The following is a 23,669-nucleotide window of genomic DNA, read 5'->3' as shown; positions in this document are numbered from 1 at the left end:
ATCCGCCGCTCTACTCGGTTGTGCAGTTGCCAGGTCAGACTTCGCAACCACACGTGGCCGACGTCCCGGAGGACGGGAGTTCGGCGAGCACGTCCACGCGGGTCGCATCGAAGCTGAGGTAGCCCTGGATGGGCCGGGACTCCGGTGGGGTTTCGGGGTAGCTCCATGCCACGTCGGCGATGACGGTGTCGCCGACGACCGCTGACCAGTAGGTGGCCGTGCCCTTGTAGTTGCAGTACGACGTGGTCGGGCTGGGTTGCAGGAGATCGGTGTGGACCCGGGCGGGGTCCACATACAGCCGCGGTTCCAAGGCTGTCTCGAAGACGATCACGGTGTCGTCCGTGTCGACCAGAACGGTATCGGCGGCGCTCACCCGCAGCCCGCGGCGGGTCGGCCGGCAGTCGATCCGGTGGTAGGGGTTCGGCGGGTAGTGCACGAGTTTGCGACCCTCTTCGAACCACGCATCGACAGCATCCCAGGGCACCGCCACGTATCCCGGTGCCTCGGCTACCGGCGCGTGCGGAAGGCCGCCGACTTCGTCGCCGGGGAAGGCATAACCGAGTGGGTGGCCGGCGCGGTGCACCATCAGGGCGTGTTCGGTGTCGAGCACGGCGACTTCGCCACGGAAAGCTTGTATGCGACGGGGATGCGGTTCGACGTAGACCGTGCCATCGGCGAGCGGGGGCGTGAACCAACCGGCCGGTTGTGTACTCAACGGACCCCGCCCTGCGACGAGACTCATTGCGGTACCTCCATTTTGGCTGACCCACTGGTTGCGGGCGCGTCTCCTGGACGCAGCGGTGTCCGATCGTGCGGCCGATCGTCGCGTCCAGATAGAAGCTTTACAGATTCTCTTGAGAATGTCACGCTGTTGGATGAGGCGGGCCACACCGCAACACCCCGTCGAGAGTGCCGGCCTATCAGCCCTTCGGACCCGGATTGGATGCCCTATGTCCCTACAGTCAGGAATGTCCGCACAGTTGTCCGGAGCGCGCGACGGCGGCAATGCGCTCGGCACGGTTTCGCTCCCGGCCCTCCTCTCCCGCCCGCGGGTGCATACCGAGAAAGCCCTGCAGTACGAACTCAACGTGGTGGCGGCCGACGTCGCCGGCATGGTGTCGCACATCGGCGGATGGTTGTTCGACCGGGCCATGGCGGGCTGGCGCGTCAGTGTCGCCGCCGACGACTCCACGGGCGAGCGTGCACTGCGGATCCTCGGGCTGAAATCCGTCGGCCTCAACAGCCTGTGGCGCTCGGCCGGGGCGGACGCAGTCGCGATGACGGCGATCGACACGGATCGCTTCGAATCCGGTGACCACGGGCTCACCGTGCACACCTCGGGTGCCGACGTGATCTTTTTCGGGGCATCCGGTCCCGATGGGCTCGGCGGGGGCGGGGGCCGCGTCCAGTACCGGCCGAGCGCGGCGGCAGTGGCGTTCAAAGCCCACGCGCTGGCGGTGGCCGGGGCGGATCCGGGGTCGGCGGGGCGGGCGGAGACGTTGTTCCGGAGCGGGCGGTCTGCGGATCTGCTCGACGCCGACCTGGTGCCGGTGTGTTGATGACCGAACAGGCGTCGATCGCCGGTCTGCTCGAGGTGTTCGATGTGACGCCCGTCGGGCCGGATCGATTCGTCGGCGTCACCGGGCCGGCCGGAACAGACGGCAGGCAGGTGGTCAAGGGCGCGCAAACGCTGGGCCAGGCGATCGTCGCGGTGGCAAAGCGGTTCCCGGACAAGATGATTCGTTCGGCGCATGCGGTCTTCGCCAGACCGGTCGAGATCGACTCCACCGTCGAGCTGTCGGTCAACGCGGTGCACGAGGGCCGTTCGACGGCGACAGCGGTGGTGGCCGTCGCACAGGATTCACGGCTGTGCGCGACCGTGACCGTCCTGACCGATGTGCCGACGGGCGACGTCGTCTGTCACCACACACTGCGGCCCGATGTCGAAACGCCCGATGATGCGCACCCGGCTGGGCCGGTCATGGCCGGCCACGAGTTGCGCCTCGTCGACGTGGTCGACGTGAACAGCCCCGCGGAGGTGGGGCCGCCCGAACTCTATGCCTGGCTGCGTTACGACCCCATCCCCGAACGTGACGACCTCGCCAAGGCGCTGCTGGCGTACTTCACCGGGCAACTCGGCATCTCGACCACCATGCGGCCACATCTCGGGGTCGGTACCGCACAGGCTCACACCACGGTGTCCACAGCGGTGATGTCGACGTCGGTCAGCTTCCACGAACCTGTGGAGTGGGATGGCTGGCTGCTGTACAGCCACGAGAGCACCGCGGCCGGACGGGGGATGTCATATGTCCGCGGTCAGGTGCACACCGAGGACGGTGAACTGCTGGCGTCATTCGCCCAGGAGGGGCTGATCCGTCCGATGCGAGCGGTGGATTCGGCCATCGAGACGTCGGCCCGGCTGTAGGGCCGACGCGTGGGATGTGCGGCTAGCGGATCCAGCCGCGGCGACGCAGCCAGATGTTGCGGACGACTGCCAGGAAGATGAGCGCCGCGAACGTGATGAGGAACGCGTTCTCGACGTGTCCGATGTGGTTGCCGTGCATCATGACCAGCAGGAAGATTGCGGACAGGATGCCGCCGAGGTGGATCACCTTGATGTTCAGATCCGACCAGCCCCACGCTGCGGACGGCACGTCCTCGACGTCGACGCCGTTGTTGCGCTCCACTTCGGTGCTGGCCACGGTTGCTCCTCCGGATCGAACTGGCTTCTGGCTTGCGCACATTCTGGCATACGACGCTGTGTCGTATGCCGGCCCTGGGGGGTCAACCCAGACGTCGGTATCTCCGGAGCGCCTCGAGGCGCTCCTCCGTGTGGTCGACGATCGGTTCCGGATAGGACACCGGCCGGCCCGCGCCCAATTTGTGCACGTCGCCGACATCGGCCAACTCCGGGACCCAGCGTCGGATGTAGTCGCCCTCTGGGTCGAACTTCGCGCCCTGCAGGCCGGGATTGAAAACGCGGAAGTAGGGCGCGGCATCGGTGCCACAGCCGGCTGCCCATTGCCAGCCGTGTTGGTTGTTGGCCATATCGCCGTCGATCAACTGGTCGAGGAACCAGCGCGCTCCCCATTGCCACGGCAGGTGCAGGTCCTTGACCAGGAAGGAGGCCGTGATCATGCGCACCCGGTTGTGCATGAACCCGGTGGCGGCCAGTTGGCGCATCCCGGCATCGACGATCGGGAATCCGGTCCGGCCCTCCTTCCACGCCTCGAACGCCTGCCGGGCCGACTGGTCGTCATCGAGTTCGATGGCGTCGAAATCGCGGTTCCAGTTGCGCCACGCACTGTCGGGCCAGTGATGCAGCACCGCCGCGTAGAAATCTCGGAAGGCCAGCTCTCGCAGGTAGGCGTCATTGCCGGATTCGAGGTCAACGGCCATGGTCCGGGGGTGGATGGTGCCGAACTTGAGGTGAGCCGACATCTGACTGGTGGCTTCGAGGTCGGGACGGTCACGGTGCACCGGGTAATCGGCCAATCTTTGCTCCACGAACTCCCGCCACTGCGACGTAGCCGCGTGTTCACCCGCATCGAAGATCAGGCCGTCGGTGACAGACGGGATCTCGATGCGATTGCCGATACCGACCGACGTGTCCGTGGGATCGATCCAGCGCGCCGAGTCGGATCCGGACTGCGCCGGGGCACGCCAGCCGTGCCGGCGCCAGGCGCGGTAGAAGGGTGTGAAGACCTGATAGGGCGTACCGTCCGATTTGGTAACCCGGCCGGGCGACACGAGGTAGCCCGATCCCGTTGCGCACAGAGCGATCTCGCCGAGGGCGGCCTGAACCGTGTCGTCGCGGCGCCGCCCGAACGGCGTGTAATCCTGCGAGATGTGCACCGAGGTAGCGCTGATTGCCTGGGCCAACGCGGGAATCCGTTCTTCCGGCCGGCCGCGGGTCACCAGCAGATTTCCGTCGAGGGTCTCGGACAACGCCCGCAGAGCCCGGTACAGATATCGCAGGCGACGCGCGCCCGCCGACGACTCCAGCCGCGGATCGAGCACGTAGCAGGCCAGGACCTCGCCGTCCGGTTGTGCGGCCTCCAGCAGGGCGGGATGGTCGTGGCAGCGCAGATCTCGGCGGAACCAGAGCAGCGTGGGCACGCGTACATGCTGCCCGTGAGCGAACCGGAATACACACGGAAGGTTGAACATGCAGTTTTGGAGCGGTACGGCATTCATGGACACCGCCGACGCGCTGACGGTGGCGCCGTTGCTCGATGAGGCCGGCTACCACGGCATGGTCTGCTCCGATCACATGATCTACCCGCGTGAACTGTCTTCGCCCTACCCGGACTCGCCGACCGGTAAGCCCCCGTGGGCGCCGGAGACCGGCTGGCCGGACTCGTGGGTCCTGATCGGTGCGATGGCCGCCCTCACCCGCCGGTTGCGCTTCTCCAACGCCATCTACGTGGCGCCGGCGCGCCCGTTGCTTGAGGTTGCCAAGCAGGTGGCGACGGCCGCGGTGATCTCCGGTGGGCGGGTATCCCTCGGTGTGGGCGTCGGCTGGATGCGGGAGGAGTTCGAGCTTCTGGGCCAGGATTTCGATACCCGCGGAAAGCGCCTCGACGAGATGATCCCGGCCTTGCGTGAACTGTGGCGCGGCGGCTGGGTGTCGTACGAGGGGCGCTACTACTCGGTTCCCGAGATGATGATCGAGCCGCACCCGCCGGCACCGGTGCCGATCCTGTGCGGCGGTGAATCGGAGGCGGCGCTGCGGCGCGCGGCCCGCACGTGCGACGGCTGGATCGGCTACGCGTACACACTCGAGCAGGCTTCTCATTACACCGTCCGCTTGGCCGAACTTCGCCGTGAATACGGGCGCGAACACGAGCCGTTCGATGTCATATTGGCGCTGCTGGATCCGCCGTCGCCGGATCTGTACAAGCGGGCCGAGGATCTCGGCATCACCGCGGTGATGTGTGCGCCCTGGCTCTCGATGCCCAACGGTGCCACCGGCGTCGACCGGTCGCCTGACTACTTCAGGGGCCCAATCGAGCAGTTCGCCGAGGCGATCATGGAAAAGGTGAAATAGCGCGCAGCTGCTGAATTAACGTGAACGGGTGGGACGTTCGCTCGAGGTAGCGCTGGCGCAGTACCCGCCGATCACCGGGCCCGATCCCGTCGGTCAGTTGCGCAGCCAGGCGACGTCGATCCGCAAGGGCATGCCGGCCCCGTCGATGATCGTGTTCCCCGAGATTCATCTGTGCGGCGACGCCGATAACGCCGCCGACAGCAACGCCTGGCTGAATGCCGCAGCGGAACCGCTGGATGGGCCCCGGGTGACGCAACTGGCGCGGATCGCCGCCGACCTCGACGTCTGGTTGATCCCGGGCTCGGTCCCCGAACTCGGTGCCGATGGCAGGGTGTACAACACCGCGGTGGTTTTCAACCCGGCCGGTGAGTTGGCCGCCGGCTACCGCAAGGTCTTTCCCTGGCGGCCCTACGAAACATGGTCGTGCGGAAACGAATTCGTGGTGTTCGAGATGCCCGGAATCGGCCGGGGCGGGTTGTCGATCTGCTACGATGCCTGGTTTCCCGAGTCGACCCGCAGCATGGCGTGGATGGGTGCGGAGTTCGTCGTCAACGTCGTCAAGACGATCGGACCGGACCGCAAGCAAGAACGAATCCTGGCGCGCGCCAATGCCATTGTGAACCAGGTGTTCATGCTCAGTGTGAACGCGGCCGGACCCGTCGGCGCCGGTGGATCGGTCGTCAGCGACCCCGAGGGCGAGGTGATCGCCGACCTCCCCGGTGCCGAACCAGGCGTGCTGACCATGCACCTGGATCTTGACGAGGTCAGCCGGGTTCGGCAGGTGGGCACCGAGGGATTCAACCGGATGTGGTCGCAGATGGCACCCGACGACCCACTCATCGATCTGCCGATCTATCAGGGGCGCATCGACCCTGCGCACTGGACGCCGGGCACCGAGAGAGGCATTTGATGACGACCGAACACCACGGAACGCTTGAGAAGACCATCGGCCTGCGCTCGGTCGTGTTGTTCGGCTTGGCCTACATGACGCCGATCATCGTTCTCGGGATTTTCGGAGTGATCGCCGAGACCTCCGGCGGCGGCAGCGCGGGGTCGTATCTCCTTGCCACCGTTGCGATGTTGTTCACCGCGCTCAGCTACGGGGCGATGGCACGGCACTATCCGGTCGCCGGGTCCGCCTACACCTACGTCCGCAAGGCGCTGGACTCGCGGCTCGGATTTCTCGTCGGCTGGGCGATTCTCCTCGACTATCTGTTCTTGCCGTTGGTGATCTGGCTGATCGGCGGTGCGTACCTCAACGGACAGTTTCCGGGTGTGCCGTTCTGGGTTTGGATCGTCGGGTTCATCCTCATCACGTCAGCGCTCAACGTCGTCGGACTCAAGGTGGCCGACCGAGCGAACTTTGTCCTCATGTCGTTTCAGCTGTTGATCCTTGGGTTGTTCGTGGTGCTGACGATCATCCACCTGGTCGGAGACACGCAACCGTTGGTGTCGGTCACGCCCTTTACCGGTGAAGTCGGGTTTTCGGCGATAGCCGCAGGTGCGGCGATAGCGGCATATTCCTTCCTGGGCTTTGACGCGGTCAGCACGCTGACCGAGGAAACCCGCGATGCTCAACGCAATATCCCGCGGGCGATCGTGCTGGTGGCGCTGATCGGTGGCGGCATCTACGTGCTGGTGTCCTATGTCGTCAGCCTTGTTTCCCCGGGCAGATCCTTTGAGAACGCCGATTCATTGGCATCCGATATCGCAAGAACCATCGGCGGCAGTGTGTTCGGCGCGGTGTTCCTCGCCGCGCTGATCATCGGCCAGTTCACCTCCGGTCTGGCGGCCCAGGCGGCGGTCTCCCGACTGCTCTACGCCATGGGACGCGACGGTGTGTTGCCGAAGCGAGCGTTCGGCTGGGTGTCGGAGCGGTTCCACACCCCTGTGTTCAACATTGGACTGGCGGGTGGGATCGGGCTGGCAGCGATATTCCTGGATATCTCCACCTCGACCTCGTTCATCAATTTCGGCGCCTTCACCGCGTTCACCCTGGTGAACCTCGCGGTCATCGCCTATTTCCTGCGGCACCGCGGAAAGCGGCTCAATCCATGGCGTTACGTCCTGCTGCCCGTCGTCGGCGCGGTCGTCGACGTCTACCTGCTGACGAAACTGGACCCCCACGCGCTGATCCTCGGGTTGTCGTGGCTGTCGATCGGTGTCGTGTACCTCCTGGTGTTGACTCGCGGGTTTACGCGGCAACCGCCGGAGATGTCTGGCCTCACCGAAGAAGACACGACGGCACAAGAACCAAAATGACGCGGCTCACCGGCCGTCATTGAGACCACGCAGCGCCGTAGAGCAATCGCGTCAACATGACGCTTGATATGACATCAGAATGATGTCACCATGACACCATGGATTTGCAACCGTACATCGACGGTGTCCGGCACGAACTCGGTGTGGCTGCGGCGGCGGGAGGGCCCGAGGCCGAGGCGTTGGCCCAGCGACTTACCGCGCCGCTGGAATCCGCACTGCGTCTGGCTCTGCTGGAGGCATTGGCCGAGAGCGCCGAGCAGATCACGCGTGAACTCGCCCCCGGATCCGTCCATGTCCGGCTCAACGGCCGCGACCCCGAGTTCAGCGTCGAGACCGCCGAGGGCGACGTCCCCGCGCCGTACTCGGTGGACGTTCCCGATGACGGCGACGGCGGTACCTGGCGGGTCTCGCTACGCCTTCCCGAAAACCTTCGCCCCGGCGTGGAGGGAGCCGCCCGCCGCGACGGTGTGTCCGTGAACGCCTGGCTCGTGCGTGCGGCCGCGGCGGCACTCGGTGGGGCGGGTCGCCAGACCCGGTCCGCGGGCAAGACCTTCAGCGGCTGGGTCCGCTGAACCTGACCGATAGGAGAAACCGATGACCACGTTCCACACACCCCAACCGATCACCGCCGTCGTCGAGGTGGTGGCAGGTGCAGTACACCTGGCAGCCGCCGACCGTGACGACACCGTCGTCGACATCAGGCCGCGGGATCCCGAACGCGCCTCCGATGTGCGCGCGGCCGAACAGGCGCGCATCGATTTCCACGATGGCACCCTTGTCGTGACCGTAGGCAGAAAGGTCTTGTCCCTTGGACGAGGGGGAGCGGTTCGCGTCGACATCGCGCTGCCCGCGGGTTCCCGGCTGAACCTGTCCTCGGCGTCGGCCGACATCGATGCGGACGGCGTCTACTCGGACTGCCGCTGCGCTTCTGCCAGCGGTGCGATGCGGGTGGCGACCATCACCGGGAACCTCAAGGCGGACACCGCATCTGGAGACATCGTGATCGGCGATGTCGCGGGTAATGCACGGATCGCCACGGCCTCCGGTGACGCGACCATCGACCGCGTCGACGGAGACGTGAAGTTCCAGGCAGCCAGTGGCAGCCTCGCCGTCGGGACGATGCGAGGTCACGTCAAGCATCAGACCGCGTCGGGCTCTGTCACGGTCGCGACCGCGGTCAGCGGTGCGCTGAGCGCCCAAACCGGCAGCGGTGAGGTGGAAGTCGGCATTCCGGAGGGCACCGCGGCGCAGCTCGAACTGAAGACCCACTCCGGCACCGTCGACAACGGATTGCAGTCCTCCGACGGCCCGGGCGACGGCGACGAGACATTCAGGTTGCAGGCCCGCACCGGCTCCGGCGACATCTCGATCCGCCGTGCCGTCGCGTCGGCGGCCACCTCCTAGGCCGGGTCGAGCCGGAACACCGTCAAACGCCCTGCCAGTGCCTCGAACTCGTCGGGTGTGCCGTCGACCACCAGGCCGCTGCGCTTGGCGAAGCCGACGCCGACCGGAACCTTGACTGCGAACGCTCGCAGCACCGGACGCGACTGGTCCGGCGTGAGTTCGACAATCCTGACCGTCCGGGACCGTCGGCCCCGGGTCAGGGTTCCGGTACGGGCGGCACGGGCATTGGCCGCCCAGTCGGAGCCGGGGTACCCCGCCACCGTGTAGAGCCCGCTGTCGTGGTCGAACGGCGTCATCGGAGTGCTACGGGGTTTGCCCGTCTTGCGGCCGGGAACGGTCAGCACCATCGCCGGCCCGGTCGGGATGCCGAGGCGCTGCACCGCCATCATGAATTTGTTCATCGGCTTGAGCCAGCGTGGGGGGCGCGGTTCGGTTGCGTGTTCTGACATGTCTTGTCCTCCTCAGCTATTGGCGAAAAGTTCGCCGTGGTCGCCTACCCACTCGGCGAACGGCGTGGCCGGCCGACCGAGAATCTTGTCCACCTCGTGGGTGACCAGTGCGGGCCGGTCGACCGTGTCGGCCAACAGGCCCATGTAGGCATCGGCGAACGCGGCCGGAAAGCCCAGGCTGACGAACCGCTGCCGCACCACGTCGGTGGGTACCTCGCGGTACTGCAGCGGCCGGTCCAGCACCCGCCCGATCGTGGCCACCAGTTCGGTGTTGGTCAGCGCCTGTGGCCCGGTCAGCGGGATGCGTTGTCCGACAAGGTCGTCGGTGAGCAGCGCGACCGTGGCGACGGCGGAGACGTCGGCGTCGACAATCACCGCAGTGGATGCGCCGGCATACGGTCCGCTCACCACATCGCCGGCCCGGATCTGCGCCGACCACATGCCGGCGAAGTTGGAGGCGAACACCGTGGGGCGCAGGCTGACCCACTCCAGGCCGGAGGCCACGGCCAGCTGCTCCGCTTCGCGGTTGCGGTCCCCGCGCACACGTGACGGTTGTCGGGAGTCGTCGTCATCGGCGTTGATCGCCGACAACGCGACAAGGCGTTGCACCCCGGCGGCGCGGGCCAGTTCGACCGTCGCGGCCAGTTCCTGCCCCAGCGCCCGCGAATTGAGGAATACCGCCGATGCGCCGGTCACGCCGTCGGCGGCGGACGGGACCAGTTCGACACCGGACGGGAACCCGGCGGCTTCAGGATTGCGGGTGACGGCGCGCACGCGGGCGCCGGCACGGACGAGTTCGGTGACAAGCGGGCGGCCGACATTGCCGGTTGCGCCTGTGACGAGAATTGTGTTCATGCGATCAAGGACGGGGCGGCCGTCCAAAAAGTTACAACGGAAGCCGGATCGGAGATCCGGTAACTTTCCGGGCTCCGGATCCGTCGTAAACACATGAACAGATCTGCCGGTCTCGAGGCGGCGTGGCGCGCCCACCATCCATATCTGGTCAACCTCGCCTACCGGATGCTGGGCGACATCGGCGACGCAGAGGACATCGCACAGGAGGCGTTCCTGCGGCTGGCCCGCACCGACCAGGACCACCTCGACGATGTTCGGGCGTGGCTGACCGTGGTGGCCGGTCGGCTGTCCCTGGATGTGTTGCGGTCCGCGCGGGCCCGATTCGAGCGCCCCGACGGCTCGGCGGCGTTGGGCACCGCCGCGGCTGTCGGCGCCGACCCGGCGGATCGCGTCACTCTCGACGATCAGGTCGGCTCGGCGCTTCTGGCGGTGCTCACCCGGCTCAGTCCCGGCGAACGCGTCGCGTTCGTACTGCACGACATCTTCCGCATCCCGTTCGACGACGTCGCCGACACGGTGGGACGCCCGGTCGGAACGTGTCGCCAGCTGGCGCGTCGGGCCCGGACGAAGGTGACCGGCGCCGCGCCGGCACTGGGCGAGGTCAGCACCGACGAGCACCGGCACGTCACCGATGCGTTCATCACGGCGTGCGCCAACGGTGACGTGGAGGCGTTGGCCTCGGTGCTCGACCCGGCTGTCTGGGGTGTCGGGACAGTGCTCACCGACCCGGATCTGCGTCAGGTCAACCACGGCCGCCAGGACGTCGCGACAAACCTGCTCCGCTACCTCGGGCCGGGGGCGACGGTGGTGTGCGCGGCCGAGCCTGTGCTGCTGGCGTACGACCGACGCCGGCTGTTCGCCGTCGTGGTGCTGACCATCCGCGACGGGCTGGTGTTCCAGATCGAGGCCACCGCCGACCCGTCGGCCCGGACACATTAGGGGACGCCGGTCACAGCGCGGCACAATGGACAGGTGAGCGATTCCCCGGCACGGCAGCGCGTGCTGATCCTCGGAAGTACCGGATCCATCGGCACGCAGGCACTCGACGTCATCGCAGCCAACCCGGACCGGTTCGAGGTCGTCGGTCTGGCTGCCGGTGGGGGCAACCCCGACCTGCTCGCCGCCCAGCGTGCCGCGACCGGCGTCACCAACATCGCGGTAGCCGACGCGGCCGCCGCGGAGAAGGTCGGCGACGTCACCTATGCCGGGGCTGACGCGGCCACCCGTCTGGTCGAGAACACCGAGGCCGATGTGGTGCTCAACGCGCTGGTCGGGGCATTGGGGCTGGAGCCCACCCTGGCTGCCTTGGCCACCGGTGCACGCCTGGCCCTGGCCAACAAGGAGTCTCTGGTCGCCGGGGGTCCGCTGGTGCTCAAGGCCGCCGCACCGGGGCAGATCGTCCCGGTGGATTCCGAACATTCCGCCATGGCCCAGTGCCTGCGCGGCGGCACGGCCGACGAGGTCGCCAAGATCGTGCTCACCGCGTCCGGCGGGCCGTTCCTGGGATGGTCGGCCGCTGACCTGGAATCGGTCACCCCGGAGCAGGCCGGCAAGCATCCGACCTGGTCGATGGGCCCCATGAACACACTGAACTCGGCGACTCTGATCAACAAGGGCCTGGAGTTGATCGAAACCCATCTCCTGTTCGGCATCGACTACGACCGCATCGAGGTCGTGGTCCATCCGCAGTCGATCGTGCACTCGATGGCCACCTTCACCGACGGCTCGACACTGGCTCAGGCCAGCCCACCGGACATGAAACTGCCGATCGCGCTGGCGCTGGGCTGGCCGGAGCGCGTTGCGGGGGCAGCCCTGGCCTGCGACTTCACCACCGCTTCGACCTGGGAATTCCTCCCGTTGGACAACCAGGTGTTTCCCGCGGTGAATCTGGCCCGCGAGGCCGGAACGCGCGGCGGCTGCCTGACCGCGGTGTACAACGCGGCCAACGAAGAGTCAGCGGAAGCCTTCCTTCAGGGGCGCATCTCGTTCCCCGCGATCGTCGACACCGTCGGTGACGTGCTGCACGCTGCTGACCAGTGGGCGGCCGAACCCGCTACCGTGGAAGAAGTACTCGACGCGCAGCGGTGGGCCAGGGATCGAGCCCGGCGTGCCGTTGAGCAAAGGGTCGAGGAGAAATCCACGAGAAAAGGGCTCGTCACCAAATGATGTTCGTTGTCGGCATCGCGCTGTTCGCGCTGGCCATCCTGGTATCGGTGGCCCTGCACGAATGCGGGCACATGTGGGTGGCGCGCGCCACCGGGATGAAGGTGCGCCGCTACTTCGTGGGCTTCGGGCCGACGTTGTGGTCGACCCGGCGCCCCAACCGGCTTGGTGAGACCGAATACGGCATCAAGGCGATTCCGCTCGGCGGATTCTGCGATATCGCGGGAATGACCTCGGTCGACGAGATCGCACCAGAAGACCGGCCGTATGCGATGTACAAGCAGAAAGTCTGGAAACGCGTCGCGGTGCTGTTCGCCGGCCCGGCGATGAACTTCATCATCGGCCTGGTGCTGCTCTACGCCGTCGCCCTCATGTGGGGCCTGCCCAACATCAATCAGCCCACCACCGCAATCGTGGGTGAAACCGGTTGTGTCGCACCGCAACTGAGCCTCGAAAAGATGGGTGAGTGCCAGGGTGCGGGCCCCGCGGCGAAGGCGGGTATCCGGGCCGGCGACGAGATCGTCAAGGTCGGCGACACCCCGGTCTCGGATTTCAAGCAGATGGCCACCGAGATCCGCAAACTCAACGGTCCGGTATCGATCGAGCTCAAGCGCGACGGTCAGACCGTGACGACCGTCGTCGATGTGACCCAGACCCAGCGGTTCACCAGCACGGAGGCCAAAGCGGCGACCACCGTCGGCGCGATCGGCGTCAGCGAGGCCAGGGGTGAACCGCCCACGCAGTACAACCCGATCACCGCGGTGCCCGCGACCATATCGTTCACCGGCGATATGAGCGTCCAGCTGGCCAAGTCACTGGCCAAGATCCCCACCAAGATCGGCGCCCTCGTCGACGCGATCGGCGGCGGCGAGCGCGACAAGGAAACTCCGATCAGCGTCGTCGGCGCGAGCATCATCGGCGGCGAGACGGTCGAGGCCGGGCTGTGGGTGGCGTTCTGGTTCTTCCTGGCTCAGTTGAACTTCGTGCTCGGCGCGGTCAACCTGGTTCCGCTGCTGCCGTTCGACGGCGGCCATATGGCGGTGGCCACATACGAGAAGATCCGCGACATGTTCCGGGCGGCCCTCGGCAAAGGCGCCGCAGGCCCGGTGAACTACCTCAAACTCATGCCTGCCACCTATGTGGTGTTGCTGGTCGTGGTCAGTTACATGCTGCTCACAGTGACCGCAGACCTGGTCAACCCACTCAGCATCTTCCAGTAGGAGAACTCGTGACGTCCATCGGTTTGGGAATGCCCGCGCCCCCGGCTCCGACACTGGCGCCGCGGCGCAAGACCCGTCAGCTCGACGTGGGTGGTGTCGGCATCGGCAGCGAGCACCCCATCGCGGTGCAGTCCATGTGCACCACCAAGACGCACGACGTCAACGCCACGCTGCAGCAGATCGCGGAGCTCACCGCGTCCGGCTGCGACATCGTGCGGGTGGCCTGCCCCCGGCAGGAAGACGCCGATGCGCTCGCCGAGATCGCCCGCCACAGCCAGATACCGGTGATCGCCGACATCCACTTCCAGCCCAAGTACATCTTCGCCGCGATCGACGCCGGCTGTGCAGCGGTCCGCGTCAACCCCGGCAACATCAAAGAGTTCGACGGCCGGGTCAAAGAGGTGGCCAAGGCCGCGGGTGCCGCGGGCATCCCGATCCGGATCGGCGTCAATGCCGGCTCGCTGGATCCACGGTTGATGCAGAAGTACGGCAAGGCCACCCCCGAGGCGCTGGTCGAATCCGCGCTGTGGGAGGCGTCGCTGTTCGAGGAGCACGGCTACGGCGATATCAAGATCAGCGTCAAGCACAACGATCCCGTGATCATGGTCGAGGCATACCGCCAGCTGGCCGCCCAGTGCGACTACCCGCTGCATCTCGGTGTCACCGAAGCCGGGCCGGCGTTCCAGGGCACCATCAAGTCCGCGGTGGCGTTCGGCGCATTGCTGTCGCAGGGTATCGGCGACACCATCCGGGTGTCCCTGTCGGCGCCGCCGGCCGAAGAGGTCAAGGTCGGCAATCAGATCCTGGAGTCGCTGAACCTGCGGCCGCGTGGTCTGGAGATCGTGTCCTGCCCGTCCTGTGGGCGGGCGCAGGTCGACGTTTACACGCTGGCCAACGCGGTGAGTGCAGGCCTGGACGGGCTCGACGTCCCGCTGCGGGTCGCCGTGATGGGCTGCGTGGTCAACGGGCCGGGCGAGGCCCGCGAGGCCGATCTCGGGGTTGCCTCCGGCAACGGCAAGGGCCAGATCTTCGTCAAAGGTGAGGTCATCAAAACCGTGCCCGAGGCGCAGATCGTCGAGACCCTGATCGAAGAGGCCATGCGCCTGGCGTCCGAAATGGGTGAGGCCGGAGCCGATCCTTCCAGCGGTTCGCCAGTGGTGACCGTAAGCTGATAGCGACCCTGTGAGCGGGGTCACCCAGCCTTGGCTTGAGCAGAGGGAATCGCCAATGTCGGCACCGCCGCTGTTCCGACTCGTCGATGAGCGACGGGTTTCCGTGGTGCGCGACGCCACTCCCTGCCTGCAGGTGTTCGACGAGGACCCGGTGGGGTCCTGCATGGTTGCCGCGCGCGTCGCCGAGTTCGGTGTCGAACACGGCGCGATCGGCGGGGAGCTGTGGACGCGGCGCGGTGTCACCGAATCGCTGTGCTACGCCGGGCCCAATCTGATCCCGTTGCGCGGTGACGCCGAGGACCTCAAGGCGTTCTCGGACAAGGCGATGAGCAGCGCTCGTCGGTGCTCATCCCTGGTCGGCCGCGCCGAGTTGGTGATGCCGATGTGGCGGCGGCTGGAATCGGTGTGGGGTACCGCCCGTGACGTCCGTGAGCAACAGCCGTTGATGGCGCTGAACTCGATGCCGTATTGCATGATCGACCCGGCGGTCCGCCCGGTGCGTATGGAGGAGCTCGACACCTACCTGGTGGCGGCGATCGACATGTTCATCGGCGAGGTCGGTGTCGACCCGCGGCTCGGGGACGGCGGCCGTGGTTACCGTCGCCGCATTGCGAGCCTGATCGCCGCGGGACGGGCGTGGGCCCGATTCGAGCGCGGCGAGGTGGTGTTCAAGGCCGAGGTGGGGTCGCAGTCGCCCTCGGTCGGCCAGATCCAGGGGGTGTGGGTGCATCCGGAGTGGCGCGGCCACGGCCTCGGCACCTCCGGGACAGCGGCGCTGGCGGCCGCCGTGGTGGCCTCGGGCCGCGTCGCGAGCCTCTACGTCAACAGCTACAACACAGTGGCCAGGGCAACATACGCCCGCATCGGATTCGAGCAGGTCGGCACGTTCGCCACTATCTTGCTGGACTGAGCGCGTTCCGCGCTGGTGTCAGCGGTATGCGGCGGCTAGTTCCAGCACGTCATCGACCGACCATTGATCGTCGGCATGAGTGCCGTGTTTGGCCGCGAGCACCACACCGTCCGGCGCGATCAGGAAATCTGCGGGCAGCCCGAGCCGTCCACCGGCCGGCCTGGCGGCCGGGGCGCGGAACCGGCCGCGCACTGTCAGGGCGCCGCCCCGGATGATCGCCGGCCAGCTGCGGGGGTCGAGCAGGGCGCGAGGGCTGGATTCGACGCCGAACTGGCGATAGACGTCTCTGTCTGGATCGGCGACCGTGGCGAACGGCAGATCCGCTGTGTGCTCGGCCAATTCGGCGGCGGGGGAGTGGAAGAAGGCCACCTCACGGATACCCGCGGCGTCGATCTCCGCATGCCGGGCAACGAAGGACTGCAGGTGCAGATTGCAGATCGGGCAACCCGCGAAGCGCCGGAACTGCAGGTGGACCAGACCCCGCGGATCGGGTACCGGGATGTGTTCGCCTGTGACACTGAGGAATTGCTGTCGATCGATGGTCTTGGGTGTGTTGGGCGAGGTGGATGCGGTCATGACTCCTCCTTGTTGGCGTGCGATGTACGCCTACGCTACGAGCCTATAAGCGTACGGTGTACGCTGTCAATGCCATGCCTCGTCCACGTTCACTCACCCAAGGTCAGGTTGCCGCCGCCGCGCTGGAGGTCGTCGACGCCGACGGTCTTGCGGGGTTGTCGATGCGTGCGGTCGCTCGTCGGCTGGGCATCGGCACCATGTCGCTGTACCGGTACGTCGCCGATCGCGACGCGCTCGAAGCCATGGTGGTGGACCTCGTGCTCGACGGGGTCGATCCCGGGTTGCCTCGCGGATCGGTGCGACACCAGCTCGCCGAACTCGCTGAGCGTGTGCGCAATGCGACCGCACGGCATCCCGCAGTGGCACCGCTGATACTCACACACCGGCACCGCTCGCCGGCGTCGTTGTGCTGGGGGGAATCGGTGCTCGGCGTGCTCACCGCCGCCGGATATGACGGCAGACGACGGGTCCATGCGTTCCGGGCGCTGCTCGCCTACATTTTCGGAGCGCTCGAGATCGAGATGCTGGGCAGCCTGACCGGGGCAGGCACTCAGGCACTGGCGAGTTTGCCCACGAGCGAATATCCGTTGTTGTCGCAAACCGCGGCGGAGGCCTGCGGCATGCGACCCGACGAGGAGTTCCGGCGCGGCCTCGAAATCCTGTTGAGCGCACTGGACGTATGAAGCGGGCCACCGGTCGGTCTCACCACAGTCTCGGTTCGGTATCGGTGCGCCTCCGACGAAACCGGCGCGCACGTTTCTAACATCAGCCTCAATGGCAACTCAAACATCATCAGTCACACGGACCGCGGGCCTGCTGACGGTCATCGCGGTCCTCGGGGCGACGGCGCTCAGTGCCTGCACCCCGCGGCCCGACGGGCCCGAGCCCGCCGCCGAACAGTTCTTCGCGGCACTGGCCACTGGTGACACTGCGGCCGCCGCGGTGATGGCCGACCGGCCCGACGATGCCAAGACTGCCCTCGGCGAAGCGTGGAACGGTTTGCAGGCCACCGGACTCGATGCGCAGATCCTGGGTTCGAAGTACGCCGGAGACACCGGCAGCGTCGCCTACCGCTACACGTGGCACCTGCCGAAGAACCGCACTTGGACCTACGACGGACAGCTCAACATGATCCGCGACGAGGGCCAGTGGCAGGTGCGCTGGAGCGCCACCGGACTGCATCCGAGGCTGGGTGAGCACCAGACTTTCGCGTTGCGGGCCGACGCACCACGACGGGCATCGGTGAACGAGCGTGGTGGTACCGATGTGCTGGTCCCCGGCTACATCTACTCCTATGCACTCGACGCCAGAGCGGCCGGTGCGGCGCTGATGCCCACGTCCCGGGCGGTCGCCGACGCGCTGCGGGGATTCGACCCCGCCCTGGGGGATCCGCAGCGGCTCGCCGAGCAGGCCAGCGCATCTGCGCAGCCGATGAGCCTGATCACGCTGAGGCAGGCTGATAACGACCGGATCGCGCCCGCCATCGGCCGGCTGCCCGGCGTCGTCATCACCCCGCAGCCCGAAATGTTGCCCACCGACGAAACTTTCGCCCCGGCGATCGTCAACGAGGTCAAGAAGTCGGTGGCCGACCAGCTCGACGGGCAGCCGGGCTGGCGGGTGGTCACGGTCAATCAGAACGGCGTCGACGTCGACGTGCTCAACGAGGTGTCGGGCGACCCGGCACCGTCGATCACCATCAGCCTGGACCGCGCTGTGCAGGACGCGGCGCAGAACGCGGTCAACACCACGGGCAAGCAGGCGATGATCGTCGCGATCAAGCCGTCCACCGGCGAGATCCTGGCGGTCGCGCAGAACGGGGCCGCCGACGCCGTCGGACCGCTTGCCACCATGGGGCAGTTCCCGCCCGGTTCGACGTTCAAGATGATCACCGCGGGGGCGGCCATCGAGCGTGACATGGCAACGCCCAACACTCTTTTGGGGTGTCCTGGCACGCTCGACATCGGGCACCGGACCGTCACCAACTACGACGCATTCGATCTCGGCACGGTGCCGATGTCACGGGCATTCGCCAATTCGTGCAACACCACCTTCGGTGAACTGGCCAGCCGGATGCCTCCGCGCGGTCTCACCCAGGCCGCCGCCCGGTACGGCATCGGCACCGACTATCAAGTGGACGGGATCAGCACGCTGACCGGTTCGGTGCCACCGACGGTCGACCTGGCCGAGCGCACCGAGGATGGTTTCGGCCAGGGCAAGGTGCTGGTCAGCCCGTTCGGCATGGCGCTGGCGGCCGCGACGGTCGCAGCGGGCCGGACGCCGGTGCCGCAACTCATCGAGGGTCGCCAGACCATGGTCGACCGCGCGGGTAGTCCGATCAGCCCGAAGATGATCGACGGATTGCGGCCGATGATGCGGCTGGTGGTGACCAACGGGACGGCCAAGGACCTCAACGGACTCGGCGATGTGCGCGGCAAGACCGGTGAGGCCGAGTTCATGGGCGGTTCGCACTCCTGGTTCGCCGGTTACCGCGGGGACATGGCGTTTGCGGCGTTGATCGTCGGCGGCGGCAGTTCGGAGTACGCGGTGCGGATGTGCAAGACCATGTTCGATGGCCTGCCCCCGGCCTACCTGGCCTGAACGGCGGTACCGTTGAACCTGTCATGACCGGGATCAATGAACAATCCGTGGAGCTGCGCATCTCCGATGCCGATCGCAACGGCACGTTGCGACGGCTGCACAACGCTGTCGCACTCGGCCTGATCGACATCGCCGAGTTCGAGGAGCGTTCGGCGATGGTGTCGCACGCCCGGCTGCATTCGGACCTCGATGCGTTGGTGGGGGACCTGCCCGGGCCCGGAGCGATCGTCACCACCGCCACCGACCGCGTCGAGTTGCGTGGTGTGCTCGGTTCGCTGAAACGCCAGGGTGAATGGACGGTTCCGACCCGGCTGGCATTGGTGCGCCGGATGGGTTCGGTCGAGCTGGACCTGACCCGGGCCCGGTTCGCCGGGCCGATGGTGGTCATCGAGCTGGATATGAAATTCGGGTCCCTGGAGATCCGGCTGCCCGAAGGGGCCAGCGCGTCGATCGACGATGTCGAGGTGATCGTGGGCAGCGCCGACGATCACCGCCGCGACGCACCCGCCGACGGCACCCCGCACATCATTCTCACCGGCAAGGTGGTGTGCGGTTCGGTGGATGTCCGTGGGCCGCGCCGGAACTGGAAGCTGATGCTGCGCCGGACCTGATGTCAACGCGGCTCGAGCACCGCGAACGTCAGGGTCGCCCGAGCGGCGAGCCGATCGCGGGTGACGTCGGTGACATCGACCGACGTCACGATCAGCCGTTTGCCGGCCCGCACCACCTTCGCCTCCGCGCGGGCCGTGCCCATGATCGGGGCCAGGAAGTGGATGTTGAGATCGGCGGTCGTCACGTCATAACCGACACCGCTGGCATTGCCGGCCAGCATGCCCGCGGCGATATCGATCAGGGTGGCCACCAGCCCGCCCTGCAGGGCGCCGCGGACATTGGCGAGGTCGGGCCGGTTGTCCATCTCCAGCACCAGGCGGTCCGCGGTCGACTCAACCTCGCGGTAGTCCAGTAGTTGCAGCACATGAACGGTTTCGGTCATCGCCGTGCCTCAATCATCCCCGTACGGTAACACCATTACCGGTTGCCGAGAGGACCGCTCTCCTACGGTGTCACCGCCGCCGATCCGCACAGCACTGGAGACCGTGCGGGTGGGCCGACGATTAAGCTGTCCACATGCCCGTTCGTACCGCCCTGCGCCCCGGCGTCCAGTCACCGACCCTGCCGGTTCCCAAGTCGATCCCGCGGCCCGAGTACGCGTGGAAGTCGACGGTGCAGGAGGGCAGCGAACCGTGGGTGCAGGCACCCGAGGTGATCGAGAAGATGCGCGTCGCGGGACGGATCGCGGCTGCCGCCCTGGCCGAGGCCGGCAAGGCCGTGGCGCCCGGCGTCACCACCGATGAGCTGGACCGCATCGCCCACGATTACATGGTCGATCACGGCGCCTATCCATCCACGTTGGGCTACAAGGCATTTCCCAAATCCTGCTGCACGTCGCTGAATGAGGTGATCTGCCACGGCATCCCGGACTCGACCGTGATCGAGGACGGTGACATCGTCAACATCGACGTGACCGCCTATATCGACGGCGTACACGGCGATACCAATGCCACCTTCCTGGCCGGCGACGTCTCCGAGGAACACCGGCTGCTCGTCGAGCGCACCCACGAGGCGACCATGCGCGCCATCAAGGCGGTCAAGCCCGGGCGTGCCCTGTCAATCGTCGGCCGGGTGATCGAGGCCTACGCAAACCGGTTCGGCTACAACGTTGTTCGCGATTTCACCGGCCACGGCATCGGCACGACCTTCCACAACGGCCTGGTGGTGCTGCACTACGATCAGCCCGCCGTCGAGACCGTGCTGGAACCGGGCATGACCTTCACCATCGAACCGATGATCAACCTCGGGTCGTTGGACTACGAGATCTGGGACGACGACTGGACTGTGGTGACCAAGGACGGCAAGTGGACCGCTCAGTTCGAGCACACTCTGGTGGTCACCGAGGACGGTGCCGAGATCCTCACCCTGCCGTGACACTCTCTCCGCGAGCAGTCCCCCGCAAGCGGGAGGGGCCCCCAATAAAACCGCCCCATTCGGGCGGAAATAGGGCAGTTTTGTGTCTGCTCGCGCAGGGAAGATGAGCGGCGCGCTCCTGGTCGCCGGCACCACCTCCGATGCCGGCAAGTCGATGGTCGTGGCGGGGCTGTGCCGGCTGTTGGCCCGCAAAGGTCTGTCGGTGGCGCCGTTCAAAGCACAGAACATGTCGAACAACTCGGCGGTCACCGTCGACGGCGGCGAGATCGGCCGCGCTCAGGCTATGCAGGCCAGGGCTGCGGGGCTGGCACCCAGTACCCGGTTCAACCCCATCCTGCTCAAGCCCGGCGGGGACCGTACGTCGCAGCTGGTGATCCGCGGCCAGGTGGCCGGAACCGTGGCCGCAGGCGACTACTTCACCCACCGGGACCGGCTCGGCGCGGTCGTCGCTGACGAATTGGCCTCACTGAGATCCGAATTCGACGTGGTGATCTGTGAAGGGGCCGGCTCACCGGCCGAGATCAACCTGCGCGCCACCGACTTGGCCAACATGGGGCTCGCCCGCGCGGCGGACCTGCCGGTCATCGTGGTGGGCGACATCGACCGCGGCGGTCTGCTGGCCCACCTGCACGGCACGGTGGCCGTCCTGGAACCCGAGGACCAAGCGCTCATCGCGGGATTCGTCGTCAACAAGTTCCGCGGTGACCCGGCCCTACTCGAACCTGGCCTGCATCAGCTGCGCGAGCTGACCGGTCGCCCGACCTACGGCGTGATCCCGTTCGATGACGGAATCTGGCTCGACACCGAGGATTCGTTGTCGGTCCGGCCCGGCGGCATGGTGGGCACACCCCAACCACCCCGTGGGGCGCAGACACTCACCGTCGCCGCGATCAGGCTGCCCCGCATCTCCAACTCCACCGATATCGAGGCCCTGGCCTGCGAACCGGGCGTCGTGGTGCGCTGGGTCGCCGATGCCGCCGAACTCACCGGGGCCGACCTCGTGGTGATCCCCGGCAGCAAGGCCACCGTCAGCGACCTGGCCTGGTTGCGGCAACGCGGCCTGGCGGAAGCCATCCTGGCGCACGCCGCGCAGGGACGGCCCGTGCTCGGGGTGTGTGGCGGGTTCCAGATGCTGTGCGGTCGCATCGACGACGCCGTCGAGGCCGGCGCAGCCGGAGCCGTGTCCGTCGAGGGGTTGGGACTACTCGACGCCGACATCGAGTTCGCGCCCGAGAAGACCCTGCGGCACTGGGAAAAACCCTTGTGGGGCTATGAGATTCATCATGGGCAGGTGACCCGCGCAGCCGCAGAGGACTGGCTCGGCGTCGGGCTGCGCGATGGCGCGGTCTACGGCACCCACTGGCACGGCCTGCTCGACAACGATCATTTGCGCCGCGCCTGGCTCACCGAGATCGCCCATAGTGCCGGCCGCACCGGGTTCGTGGTTGCTGACGACATCGACGTACGGGGTCGGCGCGATGCGCAGCTGGACCTGATGGCCGACCTGCTAGCCGCCCATCTCGACACCGAGGCCGTGATGGACCTGGTGCGGCACGGGGCTCCGCCACGGCCCACCATGAGCACTGCGCTCCTCGGTCCACCTCGGTAACCTGGGCAGATGATTCGGTGCCACCGATGGGTGGCAACTTCAGTCGGGCTGGCCGCCCTGGCGATGGTGGCCGGCTGTGCGCCCGTGGTCGACGGATCGCCCACCTGGCCCGGCGCCACGCTGGAGAAGGTGTTGCTGACACGCGCCGACTTCCCGCCCGGCGTGCAGGTCGATCGGGTCACCGATGACGGCGCCGGTCCGGGGGGCTCGGGTGGACCGCCACCGATGTTGTCCACCCCGGAGGGATGCAGTGACGGGCTCACCCGGGTGATCGCCGAATCCGCCGAGCGGGGCCCGGGCAGTGCTGCGCAGCTCATCGCGGCCTACGACGGAGCGCGCATCGTGCTGACCGTGCTGACCTCACCGCTGCCGTTGGACCGGCTGGCCGCCACCGCGCAGCGATGCGCAGAGTTCTCCACCTACTTCGATCCGTCGGAGAGCGGCATTCCGATGACCACCACCAAGCTGGCCGCACCGCACGCTTCGGCGCTGGCATATCAGCAGACCATGCGGCTGGGAGCGAGTGAGCAGAGCATCTTCTTCGCTTTCGAAAATGTCGGCAACTGGGCGGTTTTGGGCATTGCGTTCCCTACCCCGGATCCGTCGATTGTCGCCAAAGGTGTATTGCCCCAGACGTTTCTGGACGTTTTCAGCCACCAGGCCGACCGTCTGGCCACCCGCTGACGCAGGCGTCAAGACAATGGTGATTCCGGCCCGCTCGCCGCTACTGGACGGTAGTTTGTCCGAATGCTTACGACCGTCGCGACGATCGACGGATACACCACACCCGTCGACGTCTCGGGACCCGAGAAGGGTTCCACCGTGGTGGTGCTGAGCGCCGGCCATCACGGCCCCGCTGCCTACGAGCCGATCTGCCGGCGCCTGCACACCGCGTCACTGCGCACTGTGATCATCGGCCCCGACCCTCGCCTGACCGCCAAGTCGGTGGTGGGCATCCTCGATTCCTTGGACATCAAATGGGCGCTCCTGGTCGGCGACCGACTCGGGGGAGAACTCGCCTGGGAATTGGCCGCGACGCGGTTGGACAAGTTCATCGGCCTGGTGGTGGTGGATCGCGGTCACCCTCGTGTCGCCGACGCCACCGGCGTCATCCGCGACGACGAATGCCCGCCGGTGGAGATGAACACCACCGTGCTGGTCAGCACTCCCGCGGCTCGCGCGGTGGCCAAGGCCAGCCAGCGCTATGTGTACGGCGACTTCCGGCTGGTTGAGATTGCGGGCCGCCGCAACGCCGGCGATTCGACCGCGCAGCTGGCTGCCGAGATCGTGCTCCGCACCAGTAGCTGGTGACGGGCGCTCAGTCAGCCGCCACGGTGTTCTAGGGTCGGCGGCCTGCCTTCGCGCAAGCGCTCAGTCAGCCGCCACGGTGTTCTAGGGTCGGCGGCCTGCCTTCT

Annotated in this window: 26 protein-coding genes; 19 read left to right on the top strand and 7 right to left on the bottom strand. The window is 67.0% G+C overall.

From position 1 onward, the window contains the following. Positions 1 to 34: 34 nt before the first annotated feature. Positions 35 to 742 (bottom strand): DUF427 domain-containing protein, encoded by a 708-nt coding sequence (locus ACZY08_RS17420; protein ID WP_463745430.1) that lies wholly within the window; start codon positions 740 to 742, stop codon positions 35 to 37. A 226-nt stretch (positions 743 to 968) separates the two neighbouring features. On the opposite strand from ACZY08_RS17420, the gene ACZY08_RS17415 reads away from it, so the two are divergent. Both ACZY08_RS17415 and ACZY08_RS17410 read left to right on the top strand, forming a co-directional pair. Further along, positions 969 to 1,559 carry a hypothetical protein gene (locus ACZY08_RS17415; protein ID WP_463745431.1) on the top strand — a complete coding sequence of 197 codons (591 nt, stop codon included), beginning with the start codon at positions 969 to 971 and terminating at the stop codon, positions 1,557 to 1,559. Continuing rightward, a complete protein-coding gene (locus ACZY08_RS17410; protein WP_463745432.1) occupies positions 1,559 to 2,425 on the top strand; it encodes an acyl-CoA thioesterase in 867 nt (288 codons plus the stop codon). Before ACZY08_RS17415 ends, ACZY08_RS17410 begins: the two co-directional genes overlap by 1 nt. Positions 2,426 to 2,447: 22 nt before the next feature. On the opposite strand, the gene ACZY08_RS17405 is transcribed toward ACZY08_RS17410, so the two are convergent. After that, entirely contained in the window at positions 2,448 to 2,702 is a 255-nt protein-coding gene (locus tag ACZY08_RS17405) for a DUF2631 domain-containing protein (protein WP_463745433.1), read from the bottom strand. A gap of 82 nt (positions 2,703 to 2,784) precedes the next feature. Beyond that, positions 2,785 to 4,119 carry a cryptochrome/photolyase family protein gene (locus ACZY08_RS17400; RefSeq protein ID WP_463745434.1) on the bottom strand — a complete coding sequence of 445 codons (1,335 nt, stop codon included), beginning with the start codon at positions 4,117 to 4,119 and terminating at the stop codon, positions 2,785 to 2,787. A gap of 49 nt (positions 4,120 to 4,168) precedes the next feature. Here ACZY08_RS17400 and ACZY08_RS17395 point away from each other — a divergent pair, with 49 nt between their 5' ends. The 5 genes from ACZY08_RS17395 to ACZY08_RS17375 all read left to right on the top strand — a co-directional run bounded on the left by ACZY08_RS17395 (position 4,169) and on the right by ACZY08_RS17375 (position 8,716). Next, positions 4,169 to 5,050: a TIGR03619 family F420-dependent LLM class oxidoreductase gene (locus ACZY08_RS17395; RefSeq protein ID WP_463745435.1), complete on the top strand. Its 882-nt coding sequence runs from the start codon at positions 4,169 to 4,171 to the stop codon at positions 5,048 to 5,050. A 28-nt stretch (positions 5,051 to 5,078) separates the two neighbouring features. Further along, on the top strand, positions 5,079 to 5,960 hold the full coding sequence (locus ACZY08_RS17390; RefSeq protein ID WP_463745436.1) for a carbon-nitrogen hydrolase family protein: 882 nt from the start codon (positions 5,079 to 5,081) through the stop codon (positions 5,958 to 5,960). Then, a complete protein-coding gene (locus ACZY08_RS17385; protein WP_463745437.1) occupies positions 5,960 to 7,312 on the top strand; it encodes an APC family permease in 1,353 nt (450 codons plus the stop codon). Before ACZY08_RS17390 ends, ACZY08_RS17385 begins: the two co-directional genes overlap by 1 nt. Positions 7,313 to 7,410: 98 nt before the next feature. Next, positions 7,411 to 7,884, top strand: coding sequence for a histidine kinase (locus ACZY08_RS17380; protein ID WP_463745438.1), 474 nt, complete (start codon positions 7,411 to 7,413; stop codon positions 7,882 to 7,884). 22 nt (positions 7,885 to 7,906) lie between these two features. Then, positions 7,907 to 8,716, top strand: coding sequence for a DUF4097 family beta strand repeat-containing protein (locus ACZY08_RS17375; protein ID WP_463745439.1), 810 nt, complete (start codon positions 7,907 to 7,909; stop codon positions 8,714 to 8,716). Here the strand turns inward: ACZY08_RS17375 and ACZY08_RS17370 are convergent. After that, complete coding sequence (locus tag ACZY08_RS17370; protein WP_463745440.1) at positions 8,713 to 9,165, bottom strand: nitroreductase family deazaflavin-dependent oxidoreductase; 453 nt, start codon at positions 9,163 to 9,165, stop codon at positions 8,713 to 8,715. The genes ACZY08_RS17375 and ACZY08_RS17370 overlap by 4 nt on opposite strands. A gap of 12 nt (positions 9,166 to 9,177) precedes the next feature. After that, positions 9,178 to 10,020, bottom strand: coding sequence for an NmrA family NAD(P)-binding protein (locus ACZY08_RS17365; RefSeq protein ID WP_463745441.1), 843 nt, complete (start codon positions 10,018 to 10,020; stop codon positions 9,178 to 9,180). A gap of 93 nt (positions 10,021 to 10,113) precedes the next feature. Between ACZY08_RS17365 and sigI the strand changes: the two genes are divergently transcribed. The 5 genes from sigI to ACZY08_RS17340 are packed head-to-tail and all read left to right on the top strand — an operon-like array spanning position 10,114 to position 15,485. Next, positions 10,114 to 10,959 (top strand): RNA polymerase sigma factor SigI, encoded by an 846-nt coding sequence (gene sigI / locus ACZY08_RS17360; protein WP_463745442.1) that lies wholly within the window; start codon positions 10,114 to 10,116, stop codon positions 10,957 to 10,959. Positions 10,960 to 10,992: 33 nt separating this feature from the next. Further along, positions 10,993 to 12,186 carry a 1-deoxy-D-xylulose-5-phosphate reductoisomerase gene (dxr, locus tag ACZY08_RS17355; RefSeq protein ID WP_463745443.1) on the top strand — a complete coding sequence of 398 codons (1,194 nt, stop codon included), beginning with the start codon at positions 10,993 to 10,995 and terminating at the stop codon, positions 12,184 to 12,186. After that, positions 12,183 to 13,403, top strand: a complete 1,221-nt coding sequence (locus tag ACZY08_RS17350; RefSeq protein ID WP_463745444.1) for a M50 family metallopeptidase — start codon at positions 12,183 to 12,185, stop codon at positions 13,401 to 13,403. The genes dxr and ACZY08_RS17350 overlap by 4 nt, the downstream gene beginning before the upstream one ends. 29 nt (positions 13,404 to 13,432) lie before the next feature. Then, positions 13,433 to 14,575 (top strand): flavodoxin-dependent (E)-4-hydroxy-3-methylbut-2-enyl-diphosphate synthase, encoded by a 1,143-nt coding sequence (gene ispG, locus ACZY08_RS17345; protein WP_463745964.1) that lies wholly within the window; start codon positions 13,433 to 13,435, stop codon positions 14,573 to 14,575. 55 nt (positions 14,576 to 14,630) lie between these two features. Further along, entirely contained in the window at positions 14,631 to 15,485 is an 855-nt protein-coding gene (locus ACZY08_RS17340; RefSeq protein WP_463745445.1) for a GNAT family N-acetyltransferase, read from the top strand. An 18-nt stretch (positions 15,486 to 15,503) separates the two neighbouring features. On the opposite strand, the gene ACZY08_RS17335 is transcribed toward ACZY08_RS17340, so the two are convergent. Further along, entirely contained in the window at positions 15,504 to 16,061 is a 558-nt protein-coding gene (locus ACZY08_RS17335; RefSeq protein WP_463745446.1) for a peroxiredoxin-like family protein, read from the bottom strand. Positions 16,062 to 16,135: 74 nt separating this feature from the next. Here ACZY08_RS17335 and ACZY08_RS17330 point away from each other — a divergent pair, with 74 nt between their 5' ends. The 3 genes from ACZY08_RS17330 (at position 16,136) to ACZY08_RS17320 (ending at position 19,270) form a co-directional block, all read left to right on the top strand. Beyond that, positions 16,136 to 16,744, top strand: a complete 609-nt coding sequence (locus tag ACZY08_RS17330) for a TetR/AcrR family transcriptional regulator (protein WP_463745447.1) — start codon at positions 16,136 to 16,138, stop codon at positions 16,742 to 16,744. Positions 16,745 to 16,835: 91 nt separating this feature from the next. After that, positions 16,836 to 18,659, top strand: a complete 1,824-nt coding sequence (locus tag ACZY08_RS17325; protein WP_463745448.1) for a penicillin-binding transpeptidase domain-containing protein — start codon at positions 16,836 to 16,838, stop codon at positions 18,657 to 18,659. A gap of 23 nt (positions 18,660 to 18,682) precedes the next feature. Further along, a complete protein-coding gene (locus tag ACZY08_RS17320; RefSeq protein ID WP_463745449.1) occupies positions 18,683 to 19,270 on the top strand; it encodes a DUF1707 SHOCT-like domain-containing protein in 588 nt (195 codons plus the stop codon). A 2-nt stretch (positions 19,271 to 19,272) separates the two neighbouring features. On the opposite strand, the gene ACZY08_RS17315 is transcribed toward ACZY08_RS17320, so the two are convergent. Next, the gene (locus ACZY08_RS17315) at positions 19,273 to 19,653 is read right to left on the bottom strand and encodes a PaaI family thioesterase (protein ID WP_463745450.1); all 381 of its coding nucleotides are present in this window, start codon (positions 19,651 to 19,653) and stop codon (positions 19,273 to 19,275) included. Between the two features lie 134 nt (positions 19,654 to 19,787). On the opposite strand from ACZY08_RS17315, the gene map reads away from it, so the two are divergent. From map to ACZY08_RS17295, 4 genes are all read left to right on the top strand, one after another. Next, positions 19,788 to 20,645 carry a type I methionyl aminopeptidase gene (gene map, locus ACZY08_RS17310; RefSeq protein ID WP_463745451.1) on the top strand — a complete coding sequence of 286 codons (858 nt, stop codon included), beginning with the start codon at positions 19,788 to 19,790 and terminating at the stop codon, positions 20,643 to 20,645. Between the two features lie 103 nt (positions 20,646 to 20,748). After that, a complete protein-coding gene (locus ACZY08_RS17305; RefSeq protein ID WP_463745452.1) occupies positions 20,749 to 22,254 on the top strand; it encodes a cobyric acid synthase in 1,506 nt (501 codons plus the stop codon). A gap of 9 nt (positions 22,255 to 22,263) precedes the next feature. Continuing rightward, a complete protein-coding gene (locus ACZY08_RS17300; RefSeq protein ID WP_463745453.1) occupies positions 22,264 to 22,938 on the top strand; it encodes a hypothetical protein in 675 nt (224 codons plus the stop codon). Between the two features lie 63 nt (positions 22,939 to 23,001). Continuing rightward, complete coding sequence (locus ACZY08_RS17295) at positions 23,002 to 23,565, top strand: alpha/beta fold hydrolase (protein ID WP_463745454.1); 564 nt, start codon at positions 23,002 to 23,004, stop codon at positions 23,563 to 23,565. The last annotated feature ends 104 nt before the right edge of the window (positions 23,566 to 23,669 follow it).

This window comes from Mycobacterium sp. IDUB_9, from assembly GCF_055419505.1.
Note: the sequence above shows the minus strand (reverse complement) of the source record. Positions and strands in the feature narration are given on the sequence as shown.